The sequence below is a fragment of the Ruegeria sp. AN6 genome (genome assembly GCF_056540425.1).
The window spans coordinates 1-17294 of the sequence record NZ_JBQFWR010000004.1; the positions used below are offsets into that span (position 1 = coordinate 1).

General features: G+C 57.7%; 18 protein-coding genes. 3 read left to right on the plus strand and 15 right to left on the minus strand.

Annotated elements, in window-relative coordinates; translation table 11 throughout:
• Positions 1-188: 188 nt before the first annotated feature.
• The 15 genes from ACR0MQ_RS08430 to ACR0MQ_RS08500 form a co-directional block, all read right to left on the minus strand.
• The gene (locus ACR0MQ_RS08430; RefSeq protein WP_170772139.1) at positions 189-884 is read right to left on the minus strand and encodes an RraA family protein; all 696 of its coding nucleotides are present in this window, start codon (positions 882-884) and stop codon (positions 189-191) included.
• Positions 881-1576, minus strand: coding sequence for an alpha/beta fold hydrolase (locus ACR0MQ_RS08435; protein WP_170772137.1), 696 nt, complete (start codon positions 1574-1576; stop codon positions 881-883). The genes ACR0MQ_RS08430 and ACR0MQ_RS08435 overlap by 4 nt, the downstream gene beginning before the upstream one ends.
• Positions 1573-2694 carry a cobalamin-independent methionine synthase II family protein gene (locus ACR0MQ_RS08440; protein WP_480607332.1) on the minus strand — a complete coding sequence of 374 codons (1122 nt, stop codon included), beginning with the start codon at positions 2692-2694 and terminating at the stop codon, positions 1573-1575. The genes ACR0MQ_RS08435 and ACR0MQ_RS08440 overlap by 4 nt, the downstream gene beginning before the upstream one ends.
• 10 nt (positions 2695-2704) lie before the next feature.
• Entirely contained in the window at positions 2705-3307 is a 603-nt protein-coding gene (locus ACR0MQ_RS08445) for a class I SAM-dependent methyltransferase (protein WP_170772136.1), read from the minus strand.
• Positions 3304-4263 carry a cupin domain-containing protein gene (locus ACR0MQ_RS08450; protein ID WP_170772134.1) on the minus strand — a complete coding sequence of 320 codons (960 nt, stop codon included), beginning with the start codon at positions 4261-4263 and terminating at the stop codon, positions 3304-3306. The genes ACR0MQ_RS08445 and ACR0MQ_RS08450 overlap by 4 nt, the downstream gene beginning before the upstream one ends.
• 152 nt (positions 4264-4415) lie before the next feature.
• Positions 4416-5390, minus strand: coding sequence for a nuclear transport factor 2 family protein (locus ACR0MQ_RS08455; protein WP_480607336.1), 975 nt, complete (start codon positions 5388-5390; stop codon positions 4416-4418).
• The gene (locus ACR0MQ_RS08460) at positions 5387-6406 is read right to left on the minus strand and encodes a LacI family DNA-binding transcriptional regulator (protein WP_170772130.1); all 1020 of its coding nucleotides are present in this window, start codon (positions 6404-6406) and stop codon (positions 5387-5389) included. Before ACR0MQ_RS08460 ends, ACR0MQ_RS08455 begins: the two co-directional genes overlap by 4 nt.
• The gene (locus ACR0MQ_RS08465) at positions 6406-7173 is read right to left on the minus strand and encodes an SDR family oxidoreductase (RefSeq protein WP_170772128.1); all 768 of its coding nucleotides are present in this window, start codon (positions 7171-7173) and stop codon (positions 6406-6408) included. The genes ACR0MQ_RS08460 and ACR0MQ_RS08465 overlap by 1 nt, the downstream gene beginning before the upstream one ends.
• A gap of 1 nt (position 7174) precedes the next feature.
• Positions 7175-8227: an ester cyclase gene (locus ACR0MQ_RS08470; RefSeq protein ID WP_170772126.1), complete on the minus strand. Its 1053-nt coding sequence runs from the start codon at positions 8225-8227 to the stop codon at positions 7175-7177.
• Complete coding sequence (hisD, locus tag ACR0MQ_RS08475; RefSeq protein ID WP_480607341.1) at positions 8224-9555, minus strand: histidinol dehydrogenase; 1332 nt, start codon at positions 9553-9555, stop codon at positions 8224-8226. The genes ACR0MQ_RS08470 and hisD overlap by 4 nt, the downstream gene beginning before the upstream one ends.
• A gap of 11 nt (positions 9556-9566) precedes the next feature.
• Complete coding sequence (locus ACR0MQ_RS08480) at positions 9567-10097, minus strand: ester cyclase (protein ID WP_480607344.1); 531 nt, start codon at positions 10095-10097, stop codon at positions 9567-9569.
• 135 nt (positions 10098-10232) lie between these two features.
• Complete coding sequence (locus ACR0MQ_RS08485) at positions 10233-11114, minus strand: carbohydrate ABC transporter permease (RefSeq protein ID WP_170535375.1); 882 nt, start codon at positions 11112-11114, stop codon at positions 10233-10235.
• A 1-nt stretch (position 11115) separates the two neighbouring features.
• Entirely contained in the window at positions 11116-12144 is a 1029-nt protein-coding gene (locus tag ACR0MQ_RS08490; protein WP_170772120.1) for a carbohydrate ABC transporter permease, read from the minus strand.
• 65 nt (positions 12145-12209) lie between these two features.
• On the minus strand, positions 12210-13436 hold the full coding sequence (locus ACR0MQ_RS08495; RefSeq protein ID WP_170772118.1) for an extracellular solute-binding protein: 1227 nt from the start codon (positions 13434-13436) through the stop codon (positions 12210-12212).
• 84 nt (positions 13437-13520) lie between these two features.
• A complete protein-coding gene (locus ACR0MQ_RS08500) occupies positions 13521-14570 on the minus strand; it encodes an ABC transporter ATP-binding protein (protein ID WP_170772116.1) in 1050 nt (349 codons plus the stop codon).
• A gap of 159 nt (positions 14571-14729) precedes the next feature.
• On the opposite strand from ACR0MQ_RS08500, the gene ACR0MQ_RS08505 reads away from it, so the two are divergent.
• From ACR0MQ_RS08505 to ACR0MQ_RS08515, 3 genes are read left to right on the plus strand one after another with little or no spacing between them, the layout of a single operon-like run.
• Complete coding sequence (locus ACR0MQ_RS08505) at positions 14730-15731, plus strand: ester cyclase (protein WP_170772114.1); 1002 nt, start codon at positions 14730-14732, stop codon at positions 15729-15731.
• Positions 15728-16618 (plus strand): amidohydrolase family protein, encoded by an 891-nt coding sequence (locus ACR0MQ_RS08510; RefSeq protein WP_480607349.1) that lies wholly within the window; start codon positions 15728-15730, stop codon positions 16616-16618. The genes ACR0MQ_RS08505 and ACR0MQ_RS08510 overlap by 4 nt, the downstream gene beginning before the upstream one ends.
• Complete coding sequence (locus tag ACR0MQ_RS08515; protein WP_170772111.1) at positions 16618-17091, plus strand: thioesterase family protein; 474 nt, start codon at positions 16618-16620, stop codon at positions 17089-17091. The genes ACR0MQ_RS08510 and ACR0MQ_RS08515 overlap by 1 nt, the downstream gene beginning before the upstream one ends.
• The last annotated feature ends 203 nt before the right edge of the window (positions 17092-17294 follow it).

Consider the following 17294-nt stretch of genomic DNA (forward strand, 5'->3'; position numbering starts at 1 on the left):
GAATAGATTACTCATGTTATACCCCTGAAACTCAGGGGCTTGAATCATGCAGCCGAGATGACGGCAACCAAATTAATGGGTCCAGAACCTAACTTCGGGCCGATCAAAAAGTGCCGATATTCGTGTAACCACCTCCAGGATATCGCGGCTCGACCGGTCTCCTTTTTCCGTTCAGCGGCCTCGTGCTCCTAAGTCCGCGAGGCTTCGAACGCCGCCCATGCTTTTTCGAAGGCGTCGAAGTCGAACCCCGATGCTCGGGCGGGATCCAGGATCAGTTTCTCGGTTTCAAGCAGCTTGATGATCGCCTGTTCAAGCTCGTCCACCACCTCGGGCGGGATCACCAGAGCGCCATGCCGGTCGGCATGCACAAGGTCTCCTTCATTGATGGACAGGCCGAAGATTGTCACCGGAGTTCCAACCTCTTTCACGTGCACGAACCCGTGGCTTGGCCCGACATACCCGGCAACCACCGGGAATCCATCCGGCAGGTCGCCAAGGTCCCGCATCACGCCGTTGGTCAGCGCACCGCTGATGCCAAAACCCTTGTGAACAGTCGTATTGATTTCACCCCAGTAAGCGCCAATGCAGTCGGGGTAATCCAAGTCTTCCACCACGGTCACGGCGGGACCGGCGCCTGCGGCCATGTGCCGGTAGTAATCCATACGACGCGCGCGGATCACGTCGGAGGCCTCGGTTGGCGGGTTTACGGCGGCAATCTTTGCGGTCCGGGCATATCCTACCATCGCACCCGCATCAGGGTCAGAGCACTGCATCGTGCCCCGAGTAAAATCATTGAAACCGCGCTTGCCCTGCGCCACTTCGATGGCGTTGCAAACAGTTGGCGTGTCGACCTTTTTCAACAGGTCCAACAGAGATTGGTTCATATTGCCTCCAGCCAGCGGATCAGAGCCGCCGTGGTTTGTTGCGGTTGTTCCAGAGTCGGCAAATGGCCGGCGTTTTCGATGATTTCCAACCCGCTTTGCGGCATCATGCCGTGCATCAATTCGTGCCGTACGACAGGGCAAAGGGTATCGTCGCGCCCACACAGAACCAACGCTGCACCCGTGAATTCACGCAGGGTATTACTCTGATCTGGGCGATCACGCAGAGCTTTGGATTGATTGATGAAAACGTCAGACCCTAGATCCATGGCCATATCCATGCACAAGTCCAGAATGGCGGCGCGGTGCGGGCCGTCGGTCAGGTAGTTCGGCTTCATCTCTTCGGCCATCACCTTGCGCAGGTTGCCGAGTTCGACGGCATTGATCTGAGGGCCGCGCCTGGCTTTTACTTCGTCCGATTCAGCAAATGGATTCGTGTCCATTAACGCCAGACCGGCCACACGGTCCGGAGCCTGCCGCAGGATTTCCATCGCCACGATGCCACCCATGGAGAGCCCCGCCATAGCGAAACGTTGAGGCGCATTGACCAACACCTCGGCGGCCAGCGCCTGCATTGTGTCCTGTCCGCCGATCGGTGCAGTCAGGATCGGGTATTTGCCTGACAAGGCGTCAATCTGCGGGGTGAACAACCGCGCATTGCACATCATTCCGGGCAGGAGGATAAGCGGCGTCATTTGACCAAGGCAGCCCCTTCGGCCAGCGCGCCCAGCTTGGCATAGGCGATATCCGGGTCGACCGCGCCAAAGCCTGCAAAGGTGCCAAAGCCGCAATCCGATCCGGCAACCACGCGTTCAGCACCGACAATATCGACAAAGCGTTGGGTGCGTTGGGCGACCACCTCGGGGTGTTCGACAAAATTGGTCGTGGTGTCGACCACACCGGGCACCAGAACCTTGTCATCCGGAATCTCATCCTTGCGGTCACGGAACACCGTCCATTCATGCGCATGGCGCGGGTTCGAAGTTTCGAACAGAACATAGCGAGATTTGGTGGACATCAACGTTTTGAACACCTTGTCCATGGCGATGTCACAGCAATGCGGGCCCTCGTAATTGCCCCAGCAGATATGGACGCGCACTTTTTCGGATGGGACGTTTTGCAGCGCGTGGTTCAACGCCTCAACGTGCATGTCTGCAATTTTCACGAATTCATCGTCGGACAGATCGGTGAACAGCATATGGCGCGACAGGGCGAGATCCGGGCAATCCAGCTGCAAATCCAGACCCGCACCAACGATGGTTTCATATTCTTCTTTCATCGCATCGGCCAGCGCGGCCAGATAGGCTTCGCGCGTTGGGTAGAAATCATTTTGCAGAAACAGGGAAATCACTCCGGGGCTAGCGGCGTTCATAAAACCGCGCTCGACCGTGTGTTCGGCCATCGCAGCCTTGAGATTGTTTATGTCTTTCTGCAGCTCACCCTGCCCTTTCGAGCGCACCTCACCCACACACATGGGCCGCGCATATTGCGGCGTTCCGCCGTCATCGGCCAATCGTTGCAGAAAGCCCGGAAACATTTTGAGGTCCGCCGGCGCGTTGCGTGGGCTGTCCCCATCAAAGCCCGTATAGCGATCCTTCACATAAGTGGCATAAGAGATTTTTGAGGTCTCACCATCCGAGACAATATCAACCCCGGCCTCGGCTTGTTTGCGCACCGTCTCGGACACCGCAGCGGTCATGCAGGCATCGAACGCGGCCTGATCGAACGGTTCCTCCCGCTCGCGCGCGAAGATGAAGTCCACGACCATCTGCGTCCGGGGCAGTGACCCAACATGGGTGGTTTTTATGCTCATCAGGACCTCCTCAGGTTTTGCGCGCCATCAAGACTGTATGGCTTTGGGTTTCGGGGTCTTCGGCAAGAAAGCCGGTCATCCGCAGCCCGTTTTCTTCTAAGCACAGGGCATATTCCGCAGGCGAAAGCGAAGCATGATATACTGGTTCTGTCCCCACTGTGCCGCTGTCTTCACCAGCGCGCGGTCCGACCGTCAGCATAAGCATTCCGCCAGATCGCAAATGTCGAGCTATGCGCGCGATACATCCCCTTTGCTCTTCCGCCGTGAGATGGAAAAAACTGTTCCAGGCAATGATGCCGTCGAATGTCTGGCCCAGATCGAATTCCCGCATATCGGCATGCCGCCAATCACCATCAGGCCAGCGATCTTGGGCGATGGCCAACATTGCCTTTGAGAAATCGACACCCGTTACGTTAAAACCCTCGGCCAGGAACCAGCGCGCTATGGGGTCGCCGGTGCCACATCCCAAATCCAATACATGCTCGCCAGGCTTGAGGCTCGCGGTGAAGCGCGCCAGCCAACGCGCTTCGAAGAGAGCCTTTGAACGGAGCCTGTCATACTCTGTAGCTTGCCGTTCGTAGACAGCATGGGTGTCTTTGGGGTCCGCGTTCATTCTGTCCAGGTTGCTCCTGCTGGGTCATCTGTGGCCGTGATCCTATAGAGTCCGGCGAACCCGGTCATTGATGGTTCAACACAATAGCTTTCACCCTGCAGAACCAGTGCGGTGTCGCCGTTGGACAGGGTAACTTCGACCTCATTAATCCTGATACGCCAATGGCCGCTGGCCGGCATCAGAACCACAGGCTTGTCCGCCTTGATCTGATCAGTCACGGCCGAGCCGCGTGTCAGGAAATCCACCTCGAAACCGGGCTTGTCCTTGATCAGGCCATTCTCACCGATCACCATTGTCGGCTTGTCCACCGACAGCGCCATCAGATCCCAGTACCGGGCGACATATTTTCCGATCACCGCATCAACGGGAACCTCGGGATACGCTTTCAGCTCTTCCTCGGTCAGCAACGGCATGGGCTGCACGTTGTGCGGCAATTCCTCGCCCTTTTTGCTGTCATAGAGCACGCCGTTATTGCCCAGAACCAGGCCATGGGCCTGCGCGTCCTGAATGACTTGCGGAGCCCAGGTCACACCGCCACCAGCGTCATCGCCACCCAGCATCGACATGATCATGCCGTAGTCCTGGCCTACATTTTCGAACCCGCGGAAGATGCCGGTCGGGATGTTGAAGATGTCGCCCTCTTCGGCGATGAACTCACCTGCGGTCCCGTAACGACCCCAAAAGAACCGCCAGCGGCCTTTAGCAACAAAGAACACCTCGGCCGTGGTGTGGCTGTGCAGCGAGTTGCGGCATTTCGGCGGTTGTCCCGCTGCGCCGATGTTGAACCCGATCTTGTCGGTGATGTGGACGTGCTGATCGGGGCTTTCGCTAACGCCGCCACCAATGATGGTAAAGTTCTCTTTCTGGTCAGACCCCGGTGTGTGCGCGTCGATGAACGCGGTTTTGCAGGGCTTTAGCTCGCCATAACGAACGATGCGGCTTTGAATTGTGCTCATTTCTTTCTTCCTTTTGCTTTGAGGTTTGATCGGATCAATCCCCAAGGCCCGGAGGGCGATTGTTCAGCCACCGGGCGCGCAGACTGGCGCGGTGGGCGTGGAACCGCCGCAACACCTGCCCGGCATCCAGATTTGAGATACGGGGCGACATTCTAGAGATCGCCGGTTTTCAGCAGAATCTGTTTCCAGATCGAGGTTTCGTCAAACAGGGTGTATTCCTTACGCAGACCCCAGGGGCCGAACTCGGCCTGACTGATGCCCAGCACAAAGACCTCGGCCCCGGTCGGAACGCCGAAAACGCCCCAGCCGTCATGCTTGCCGTGCAGTGTCCAGCGGATCGCCGCGCGCGGTGGCATCATCGGATCGTCGCGGCCAATCTGGTGCTGGATTTTGAATTCTGAATTCGGGAAAGACGCGCGCAGCCCCATCCAGAACCGATCCACCGGCCCCCAGCTATGCCCTGTGGTGCCGCCGGGATATTCCGACAGGACGGCGCGATCATACTCTGCCTCGATCACCCCCATATCGGCATTCATGATCCGGGTCAGGATGTCGGCGTATTTTTGGCCCCATTCATTGTCATTGCCACGGCCTTTGTAGGGGCCGGGTTGATCATTTGCTGGCGTATAGGGCTGAACACAGGCGTCAGGCCCGCCCTCTCGCGCTATCAGGTCGCGGGCGTATTCCTTGGGATCCCACCCCATCTGTTGGACAATCGCACTCTGGTCGCGGATCAGCCACTCGTCGTTGATCTGGTTATTGATGGCGTGGCAGTCGGCCAGGATGCGATAAACCAGCTTTTTGCCGGTCGCCTTGCCATAAACGCCGTCGCCCAAATGCGTTGCCGTAGACAGCAGGCGGTGCGACGACAGCATGCCCTCTTCCGGTGTGCCCGACCAGATCACATCCTCGCCAAGTAATGTACGATCCGGAAACTCGGCAAGGGTCGCCATCGTGGCGGCGATAACCCCCTGATTGCCAACCACAACCGAACCGGGCGAACGCACCACGATATCCGGCGCATAATAGTGGTGCAATGTAGCAATGCCACGGTCCTCCCAAATCTCCTTGGTGATCCCGATGATGTAATCGGGGAAATCTTTGAATTTGGGATCAAATCCCTTCATGTCTTCCATCCTTCAGGTATGCGGGCCGAGCCGCGAACAATAAGCGGTCCGTCAATCTCAACCCTGCGTGGGCGAGCATCAGAATCCTCAATCTTGCTGAGCAGAATATCCACCGTTTCCGCGACCATGCGGTTGGCGGGCTGTCGAATTGTGGTCAGGTTGTAGGCTGGCCATGAAGCAACAGTCACGTCGTCATACCCGATGACTGAAACGTCGCTTGGGACACTCAACCCCAACTCGAACCGCAAAGTATCCATCACGGAAATGGCCATGTGATCATTGGCGACGAACACGGCATCAGGCGGATCGGCTTTGAACATCTTTAGCGTCGCTTGCCGCGCTTCTTCGGCCACAAAATTTCCGACCTCGCGGGCGTGCAGGGTAACACCGGCCTCCTGCAAGGCCGCAACGAAGCCAGTTTCGCGGTCACGCTGGGTCGAAGCGCCTTCCCATCCGGCAATATATCCGATCTTTTTGTGTCCTCCGGCCAACAGGAATTCAGCGGCCTTTCGTCCCCCGGCAACATTGTCGGATGTGACCGCCGACATCGACGTGTCGTCTTGTGCCCGATTGAACAGCACCATCGGCACGCCCGCGGTCCGGCAGCGGTCGGACAGGTCCGACGACAAGGCAACCGAAGCCGCGATGATCCCGTCGACCTGAAAGTCGAGTATTTCCTCGACCACGTTGTCTATATTGCCAGCCTGATGTGAGGCCATGAATATCAGCACGTGATAGCCACGTTCCTGCAGCGTGTTTGTCAACCGTTCCAGCGCTTCGGGGTAAAACTGGTTGTTCAGATACGCAACGACCAGCCCGATGATCTGGCTTTTGCCGGACACCACTGCACGGGCCAGAACGTTCGGGCGATATCCCAGTTCTTTGGCGGCCTTGCGCACCTTTTCTATGGTTTTCTTGGACGCCGATGCGCCCGGTGTGAAAACCCGGCTGACCGCAGATTGGCTGACCCCTGCAAGGCGGGCGACTTCCATGGATGTAACCTTGTGTGTGGCCATCAGTCCGCCGTCCAACCTCCGTCCACCATCAATGCCGTACCGGTCACCAATGCCGACGCGTCCGAGGCCAAATAGACCACAGCCCCCATGATATCCTCAATCTCACCCGGTCGGCCAAGTTTGATCTTGTCCAGGATCCAGGCGCGTTTGTCCGGGTCATCGAAGGTCGATCTAGTCAGGTCGGTCAAGATGAATGTGGGGCATATCGTGTTGACGCGGATCTTTTCGGGTCCGAACTCCAGCGCCATCGCCTTGGTGAACCCTTCGACTGCGAATTTCGACGCGCAGTAAACGGCGCGTTCTCTGCCACCGACATGACCCATCTGGCTTGAGATGTTAATCAGCGACCCGGGGCGCCCAGCGTCAAGCAGGCCTTTGGCAACAGCTTGCGTCAGGAAATAGGCCCCTCGGACATTCACCCCCATCACGGCATCAAAATCATCCGGTCGCGTGTCCACAGCCTTACCGTGCCGGGCCAGCCCTGCCGAATTCAGCAATACATCAAACGGTCCGTTCTGCGCCACAGCCTCGGCCGTTGCCGCCACGTCCGAGACATCCAGTTCAAGCACATGGGCAGCCCAGCCCCGGGCGCTCATTTCCTCGGCGATATCGCGCAGCGCATCTGCGCGGCGCGCAGCCAATGTGACCTCGGCACCCTGTTCGGCCAGCGCAACCGCGCAGGCCATGCCGATGCCCGAGGAAGCTCCGGCGACAAGTGCGCGCTTGCCGCTGAGGCTGAAACTGGGGGTGCTGGGGAATTGGGGCATATCAGACCTCGCCGACCGGGAACGGAATTTTGCCCGGAACGCGTGCCTTATTAAACTCGCGCAAGCGGGCAAAGACATCTACGCCCAGTTGGCGGTAGGCGTCCAGCAGATCGACCATGACCCAGTTCTCGCGGATCAGACCATCTTCGAGCCGCCAGAAATCGAGGCTGCGCATGGTAATCCGCTTGCCGGACGGCGCGATACCCATCCAGCCATCATGCGTGACGGTCTGGATCATGTCGGGCCAGCCGGTAACGGCGGCATAGTCGCCGTCACCGAAGAAGTGATAGGTGATATCCTCAACATACTGGCCACGATCGGGCATGCCGTTCAGGAACGGAATCTGGTGCCAGTTGCGGAACCCCGCGATACCGCGACCCGTGCCGATCCCTGCAGGACCGTACCAGTTCATGCGCGGATGCCAGAACTTCTCCATCTCCATCACTTCAGGGCCGCCCTGGCTGGGGTGTTTCTCAAGGTGTTCGAGCATTGAGACAATGTGAGTGCACGAGGCCTGCGACATCGCCTCATCCCACGGTCCGGACACGATGCCGTCCAGCGTTGCCGGGCCGGGAATGCAAAATTCCAGCCCCAGCGACGGGGCCATGGGCCAGGCCTTGGCCTGCATCATCACCTCGGGGAGGTCCCACAGAGTCTGAATCTCTACAACCTTGCCATCGGCGATGCGGTAGAACTCGTGGAATCGCATATGGGTCAGGTGCCCGGTTGGCGGGATATCCAACCACGGGGCGACGAAAGTGCCAATGTAATGCCCGCCACAACCGACCCAATCATCGCCATGTTCCGTTGGCCCGCCCATCACGATCCAGTCCCGGCGTTCCAGATCGGGCATGGCTTTCAGCAGCGGCGCATAGCAGGTGTCGTAGAGGTCCTGCGGACCGATCAGATCACCGAAAGGATGCGGCATATGCACAACCGCGCCCGGTGCGATCAGCGCATCCAGAGCGGCGCGCACCCCTGCTTCGTCAAAACCGTACATTGCCGCCCGCAACGGGGCAATCTGCGCCTTGTTCGCTGAATGGACGTCGGTCATTCCGCAGCCTCTCGGTAAGGGGCGCCCTCACCGTAAGGAACGTTGATCCCACCATAGCGGCGGACGCGGATATTGCATTGCTCGGCATGGCCGACAAAGCCTTCCAGCATGCACAGGCGCGAGCCGTGTTCGCCGATCAGCGTCGCAGCCTCGTCGGTGACGACCTTCTGATAGCTGTGGGTTTTCATGAACTTACCCACCCAGAGACCGCCTGTATAGCGACCGGCCTTCTTGGTCGGCAGGGTGTGGTTTGTCCCAATCACCTTATCGCCGTTTGCCACATTTGTGCGTGGCCCAAGGAACAACGCGCCGTAGCAGGTCATGTTTTCCAAGAACCAATCGTCGCGGTTGGTCATGACCTGAACGTGCTCGGACGCTATGTCATCCGCCACTTTCAGCATCTCGTCATAGGTATCGCAGACGATGATCTCGCCATATTCCTCCCAGCTGACCTTCGCGGTGCCGGCAGTGGGTAGGATGCCGAGGATACGGTCAATCTCGCTCAGTGTGTCTTCGGCCAATTTGCGTGAGTTGGTGACCAGTACGCAGGGGCTGTTATAACCATGTTCGGCCTGACCCAGCAGATCGGTCGCACAGAGCTCGGCATCGGCGGTGGTTTCATCGGCGATGACCATGGTCTCGGTCGGACCCGCGAAAAGGTCGATACCGACGCGACCAAATAGCTGGCGCTTGGCTTCGGCCACAAAGGCATTGCCCGGTCCCACCAGCATGTGAACCGGATCGATGGTTTCCGTACCAATCGCCATGGCACCAATCGCCTGAATGCCGCCCATGACGTAGATTTCATGCGCGCCGCCCAAATGCATGGCCGCGATTACCGCAGCATTCGGCTTGCCCTGAAATGGCGGGGTGCAGGCGATGATGCGGGGAACACCCGCAACCTTGGCCGTTGCCACCGACATATGAGCCGAAGCCACCATCGGGAATTTACCGCCCGGCACATAGCAACCAACCGACTGCACCGGGATGTTCTTGTGACCCAAAATCACACCGGGCATCGTTTCAACTTCGATATCCAGCATCGAGTCTCGCTGCGCCTGCGCGAAGTTCATCACCTGTTTCTGGGCGAATTTGATATCGGCCAGCTCGCGTTCGGTCAGCGACGCGATCAGGTCGTCGATCTGCTGTTGGCTCAGGCGGAAACTCTCAGGCGAATAGTTGTCGAATTTCTCCGACAACTCGCGCACTGCCGCGTCACCGCGGGTTTCGATATCCTTCAGCGTCGCCTCGACAACGGCGCGGGTCTTTGCGTCATCTTCTGCCCGGTCAGCTTCGGGTTTACCGCGTTTCAGATATTCAATTGCCATTGTTTTTATCCTCAATTGTCGGGCCGGGGCGGAGTTTTCTCTCCCCGGTCGAATGTTTCCCAGCCTTCGCCATTGAAAAGATCAACGCCAAGCTGCGCGGCGACATGGGCGAAGTCGACGTTCACCCAGTTGTCGACGATCTTGCCGTCGACGACTTTCCAGAAATCCATATATCGGATCTCGACCCGCTTTCCGGTTGGAGCGATACTCAGGAATTCACCGGAATGGGTTGCCTCTTGTCGGCCAAAGGCCGCAGCCCACTCACCCATGTAGAGGCGCGCTTCGTCGATACAGGTCTTGTCGGAAAACGCAGCCTGGAATGGGCGCTGCCAGTTTTCCTGAAATTCTTTCAGCCCGGTCTTGGTGCCGCAGCCCTGATTGCCCAGCCAGCGGAACCCTTGCGAGAAAAACTCGCCGATATCGTCGATGCGGTGATCGTTCAAACCATCAACCATCGCCTCGATCACGGCGCGGGTTTCGTTGGTTTTGCTCATGTCCGTGTCGCGTGTCAGCACGGCCTGTTCTGGGCGGGAGCCCTTCATGTGTCTCTTCCTTTTATGGGTGCCAAAGGGTTTTCTGTGTCGACAAGGAGGGTTAGTCGGCCGTCAGAAAATCCCTTGGCATCCGGTTGAGCGCCGGATGGCGTCCAATTGCGTTATGTCTTGCAGCAGCACTCATCAGCCCTTGACCGCCCCAGCCGTCAAACCACCAACAATCTGGCGCTGGAAGAACATGACCAGGATGAACAGCGGCACGGTGGCAGAAACCACGGCAGCAACGGCGAACATCACATTGCCTTCGGTTTGAGTGGTGCCGAGGAAGGCCGCGATGGCAGGCACCATGGTGCGATTGCTTTCGGACAGCAGCATCGCGCCCACGGCAAAGTCGTTATAGGCCAGCAGGAATGAAAACAGCCCGGTGGTGATCACGCCCGGCCACATCACCGGAATGATCACGCGGCGGAAGGCTTGAAACTGGTTGCAGCCATCGACCTTGGCGCTTTCATCCAGCTCGCTGGGGATGTTCTTGAAGAAGGAATGCAGCATCCACAGAGTGAACGGCTGGTTGATCGCCACCAGCACGATGATCGTTGTCGGCAGAATGCCCCAGATGTTCCATTCAAAGAACGGCAGCAGATAACCCGAGACCAGAGTGATCGGCGGCATCGCACGGAAGATCAGCGCCGTGATCAACAGCCAAAACGTGTAATTGTAGGACGACCGCGACAGGGCATACCCCCCCAGCGTGCCAATGGTCAGCGAGATGGTAACCACAAAGAAACACACGATCCCGGTGTTCAGAACATTACGCCAGAACTCTTCCTGAATCCACGCACCCTCATACCCGGTGGTGGTGAATGGTGAGCCATAGACCGCTTCGGTTCGGGCACCTGTCAGGGCGTTGGTCCAGTCAGCAATCGAGAAGAAATCGAGCTCGACCTTGAACGATCCCCACACCGTCCACAGAAAAGGGAAAGCGGCCAAGACAAACCAAAGGAGCACGAACAGGGACGAGGCAACCCGAAGGCTTGTGGGCATTCTTTGTGCGCGGCTGGCCATGTTATCTTGCTCCTTTAAAGTCGCGCCATGTGCGGACAAGCACGGGCGACAGAAGAATGGCGACCCCGATAATTGTCATCACCGAGGTGGCGGCTGCCGACGACAGTTGTCGGGTTTCACCGCCGAGGTCGTCGAATATGAATGTGCTGAGGGATTGTGCATGCGCCTGGGCGCTAAACCCGATGATCGGCTCGAACACCTTGAAGTTGTCCATCAGTTGGATGAGCGCCACAAAAGTCACAAGCGGCATGAGATGCGGGACAACCACGAACTTGACCTGCTGCCAGCGGGTCGCGCCGTCAATTTGCGCCGCTTCGATCTGGTCCTGCGGCAGCGTTTGAAGCCCCGCATAGAAAACAACGAACGCAAACGGCGCCGAGCTCCAGACACCATAGACCATCAGGGCAACCCACATCATCCCAGTCGAGGCTTTGAGGCTGAAACTTGGGTCGCCAGCCAAGTACACGAGTGCGTTTCCGATGACGCCGCGACTGTCGATCATCCAGAACAGGATGAGAGACCCGATAAGCGGGGTCACGATCATGGGCAGGAGTGAAAAGAAGATCATCAGCCCCTTGAGATGCCGATGCAGCGAGTTAACGGCCAGCGCGATGACCAGCCCCAGAAGGATCGTAAGAGGCGTCACAATGAAGGTGAATGTCAGCGTGAACGCCATCGCGCGATAGAACGGCAGGTTGCCCAGATCCGAGAAAAAACCACCCCAGCTCTCGTTGGCCGCCCACATCTGGCTGAGTTCCTGAATCGCCAGGTGGCCACGGTCAAAATAGATACCCAGGCCCACGAACCGGCCCAAGGGCTGTGCCTCGCGCAGGGCCGCGGTGGCCTCTTGGTCGATGGTTGTTTCTGTCGTGCAGCCGATCAGAGGGGTGCAGTTTTCAACCTCCAAAAGAACGGCCGGATGGGGTGCGAAAATCGATTGGATCACGACCGACACAATGGGCATGGCGATGAACAGCAACATCGCTAGTCCTGTGGGCAGGAAGAACCAAAGGAATGTCTTATGGCGCATGTCGCAATCCTCGCGTCGGCGTGTTTGTGCGGGCGGCTGTCAGGGTCGCCCGCACAAGCTGCGTCTTACTGCAGGTAGCCTTGCTCGATGGCGGCAGCGCGATAGGCGGCCTCGACATCGGCCAGTGCCTGCTCCGCGCTTTCCTTGCCTTGCATGAAGTCAGCAAGTTCGTTGCCCAGCGCGCTGTGCATCAGACCCATGTAAGGCAGCATCGGATATGCCGGTGTGCCCATTTTGGCCGCCGCAAACACGCCTTCGGCATCTGCCGCGGGCTCGTAGCCTTCGATCAGCCAGACCGCCAGCGGCGTGGTTTCATCATTCAGCATGCCCGGGCGGATACCGTGTTTCATGGCGATGAATGTGGCCTCGGCTTCTTCGTCCGAAATGTTCTTGCCGACGGTCCAACCGTCCCACCACAGCGTTGACGCCGGGGTATCGCCCCCGCCAACTGTCAGCGGCGCGCCAATTGCGTGACCATCGATCACCTCTTGCAGCACACCTTCGGTGGTGGTCTGCTGCGATGCGCGCGAACCCCACATGTTCATGATGGCAACGTTGCCCGCGCGATATTCGGCGTTGGTGGCGTTCGAGTCATGGGTCAGGAAGTCGGGGTTCATGTATTCCGACAGTTCTTTCATCATGTTCAGCGCGTTTACACCGGCCTCGGAATTCACGTTCGGCTCGGCCGTGCCGGGCTTAAAGTGGCTGCCGCCGTACCCAAGGAACATGTTGTTGAATTCCTGCGCCAGGTTCCAACCCGAAGCATAGGCCCCGCCTACCGGGTTTTGCATAATGCCCTGCTCGCGAATGGCTTTTGCCGCTTCGAGCATTTCCTCATAGGTCGTGGGGACTTCGACGCCAGCCTGCTCCAGCACATCCTTGCGGTACATCAGGTGCTGTGCGTTGGCCATGAAGGCAACCGCCATGATGTCATCGCCGATCTTGATCAGCTGTCCTGGCTGCAGATCCTGACCATGCTGTTCCACCAGATCGTTCAGCGGGCGGATGACGTCTTCGTTCATCAGCGCCACAATCGAACTGTTGGCGATGATCGCACTTGTGTATTCCGACGGGTTCCCGGACAGACCAGCCACATTGATGGTCTGGTGCTCGGATGTCAGGTTGGATTCAACTGTCGCCCCGGTGCATTCCTTGGCACCGGCTGCGACGGCCTGAATCGCGGCAAATTCATTGCCAACAATGTTGACCCGACCGCCGATTTCGCAGGCATATCCTGCGCTTGCGGCAAAGGCGGCCACCGAGCTGGCCAACGCAATTCTCTTCAGAAACATAAGTGTTCCTCCCTAGGTAGATGGGTGCATCTTCGAAGTCTGCACCCGTGATTGACCCGTTTTTTAGGGTTTGGTTTTCACTGTCTAACGGCTCAGGCGGGCGCCTGTTTGCGCGTCAAACAAGTGGCAGTGATCGGTGTGGATATGGATCGAAACCTGATCGTCGATTTCGGCCCGATAGGTTTTGTCAGCTTTGACCGAGACCAGCGCACTGCCGATCCGGACAGAAACCATGGTGCTGTCGCCCAACAGCTCTTGTGTATAGATCGGCGCGTTGATCTCGCCGCCGCTTTCCACCACATTGGCGTCTTCGGCGCGAAAGCCCAGCGTGATGGGGCCATCCGGCGCGTTCAGCCCGTGCAGTTCGGTGCTTTGCGCGCGGAACACGCCGCCCTTCACCTCGCCCTCGACAAGGTTCATCGCCGGGTTGCCGATAAAACTGGCCACAAATGTGTTTGCAGGTTCGTCGTAAATATCGGTCGGAGATCCAACCTGCTGCACCACGCCCTGTTTCATGATCACCACGCGATCGGCCAAAGTCATCGCCTCAATCTGGTCGTGGGTCACGTATATCGTGGTCACTGCCAGTTCATGGCTGAGGTTCTTGATCTGAGCACGGGTCGAGACGCGCAGCTTGGCATCAAGGTTCGACAGAGGTTCGTCCATCAGGAACACATTCGGCTCGCGCACGATGGCGCGTGCCAAGGCGACGCGCTGACGCTGACCGCCCGACAATTCCGCAGGCTTGCGGTGCAGGAAGTCATCCAACTCGACCATGGCGGATGCGCGGCGCACCTTCTCGTCATGCGTGGACGGGTCGGTCCCGCGAACTTTCAACGGGAAGCGAATGTTCTCGTAAACATTCATGTTCGGATACAGAGCGTAAGACTGGAACACCATCGCGACGTCACGATCCTTGGGCTCCATATCGTTGACGCGGGTACCGTCGATCAGAATGTCACCTTCGCTGGCGTCTTCCAGACCGGCGATCATGCGCATGGTCGTCGTTTTGCCACAGCCTGACGGGCCGAGAAGAACCAGAAACTCTTTGTCGGAAATCGTAAGGTCGAAATTGTCGACCCCGACAAACGAACCCCAACGCTTTCCAACGTTGCGAAGTTGAATTTCGGCCATTGAGTCCCTCCCTGCGGGTCGCCGTGCATACGTTTGCAAAAAGCATAGACAACAAAAGAAACATCTGGCAAGCTTTTTTTGCATGCGCATGCAAAAACAAGCCTTACCGCTCTGAAAACCGCGCCATTGCAACAGTTAAAGCACTGAAAGAAATTGATAATGTCCTATGATGCCGAAAAAACAGTCGTTCTTGAGTACTACGAGGAGTTAGGCAACGCTGAAGAATCGGATGTCACTGACACGATGTCTGAGCACTGCGCGGAAGACTACCTGTGGCGCGGATTCCATCCATTTGATGAACTGCACGGCACTGATGATGTGGCGCAGAAATTCTGGCTTCCTCTGAGGCACAGCCTACAGCACCTGCAACGTCGGATGGACGTGTTCATGGCCGGTAAAAACGAGATGGACGGGTTCACCTCGGTCTGGGTTGTTTCGATGGGAAACCTCATGGGCCTGTTCGACAATGAGTGGCTGGGCATCGCCCCAACAGGCAAGATGGCGTTTCTGCGCTATTGCGAATTCAACAAGGTCGAGAATGGCAAAATCACCGAGACGGCGATGTATTTTGACATCCCACATTTCATGATGCAGGCCGGGTTGCAGCCCTTCCCGCCCCAGACTGCGGCCCATCTGGTTCAACCGGGACCGATGACGCATGACGGGTTAATGTTCAGCCCGCAATCCGCCGAAGAAGGCGAGAAAACCCTCGGCACGATTAATGCCATGATTTCCGATCTCGGCCAATGGAACAGTGGTCTGAGCCTTGAAGACGAACTGCGCCAAACATGGTGCGAAGGCATGATCTGGTGGGGGCCTGCAGGGATCGGTGCGACCTATACGATCGAGCGCTATGCAAAGCAGCACTCAGGCCCGTTCCGCGCATCCTTCACGGACCGCTCAAAGACCAAACACATTTGCCGCATGGCTGAGGGGCGCTATGGCGGCTTTTTCGGCTGGCCGAATTTCACGGCGCGGCCCACCGGCGGTTTCATGGGCATGCCCGCCACCGACAAGGCCGGTGAATTCCGTGTGATCGACATCTATCGACGCGAGGGTGACAAGCTGGCCGAGAACTGGATTTTCATAGACCTGCTGCATTTCTGGAAGCAGCAGGGTGTTGATATCCTGGGACGCATGGCGAAGGTACCGCGGACATGACCGGCTGGATCGACGCGCATCACCACCTTTGGGACCTTGAGGCAGTAAACTACCCCTGGCTAATGGCACGCGGGGTGGAAAGGTTCTTTGGCGACCCGACGCCGATTCAAAGAAATTACCAGCTGCGCGAGTTCCGGTCCGAAGCCACACCCTGCGGAATCCGCGCGTCTATCCATATCCAGGTGGGGGCCAAAAACGGTCTGGACGAAGCCAGGTGGGTTCAATCCGTCGCCGATGCCAATCCAGACTGGCCGATGGCGCAGGTTGTGTTCTGTGATCTGACCTCAGTCGACCTACCCGCCCAGCTTGACACGTTTCAGGCCCTTCCAACTGTGCGCGGCGTGCGCCAAATCGTTGGCCGCGCACCCGGAGAGGACGCGCAGACAGGCACCAATACCCTACTGGACGATCCGCGATTTCTGGACGGACTGAAGGAGGCCGGACGGCGGGGTTTCAGTTTTGATCTTCAACTTATTCCCGAGTTAATGGAGAAAACGGCTGGGGTAATGGCGCAGGCTCCGGATACAAAGGTTGCGCTGTGCCACGCAGCCTCACCGTACGACCGCAGTCCTAAAGGATTGAAAGACTGGGCCAAACGCCTTCGGCACCTGTCCGATCTGCCGCATGTCTCATGCAAATTGTCTGGCCTGGGCATGTTCGACCACAAATGGACCGTGGAAAGCGTACGCCCAATTGTGGATGAGTGCCTTGCCCAGTTCGGAGCGGATCGAGCCATGTTCGGCTCAAACTTCCCGGTCGACAAACTTTATGGTGATTACGCATTCCTAGCTCAGGCTTACCGTGATCTGGTCCCCGCTGAGGCGCATTCGGCGGTGTTCAGTCAGACCGCAGCGCGTTTCTATGATCTTGAGGTGCCCCGGGATTGATGTTCACTTTTGAAACCACGGTGAAACCTGAATGGATCGACTACAACGGCCACATGCAAGATGCCTATTACGGGCTGGTGTTCAGCTACGCCGTCGATGCAATGCAGGATGAGGTCGGGTTCGATGCTGAGTATCGCGCGCGCACCGGGTGCACGATCTATTTGCTTGAGGACCACAAGTTTTATCTGCGGGAAGTCAAGGAAGCTGACTATCTTCGAATTGAGACGCGTATTCTGAGTTGTGATGAAAAGCGCTTCCATCTGCACATGCAGATGCTGAACGGTAGTGGTCTGGTAGCTGTTGGCGAATTTATGGAGCTTCACGTCCGGCAAAAACCAAACCCTCAAGCCGCCCCGATCCCGGACGAGATTTTGCTACGTTTGCAGTCAGCAACGCTGTCGTCTGTCGATGCGGCACAACTAAAGCACCGTTCGCGTTTGATGACGCTCGCACGCAACTCACGCTCAACTTGATAACTAAACACATGAAAGAACGACACTCCTTCGCTGAAGTGGTCCGCCGCAATGGCTAAGAAAACGCAGGAACCACATAGCGAACAAGCGACGGTCCTGGTGAGACCCTGTGGAATAAGCACGGAACGAGGGCAACCGCGAAGGGCCTTAACTGATTCAACCGTCGCATAGAGTGGCAACCAAGCGCATTTGAGATGGCGGGT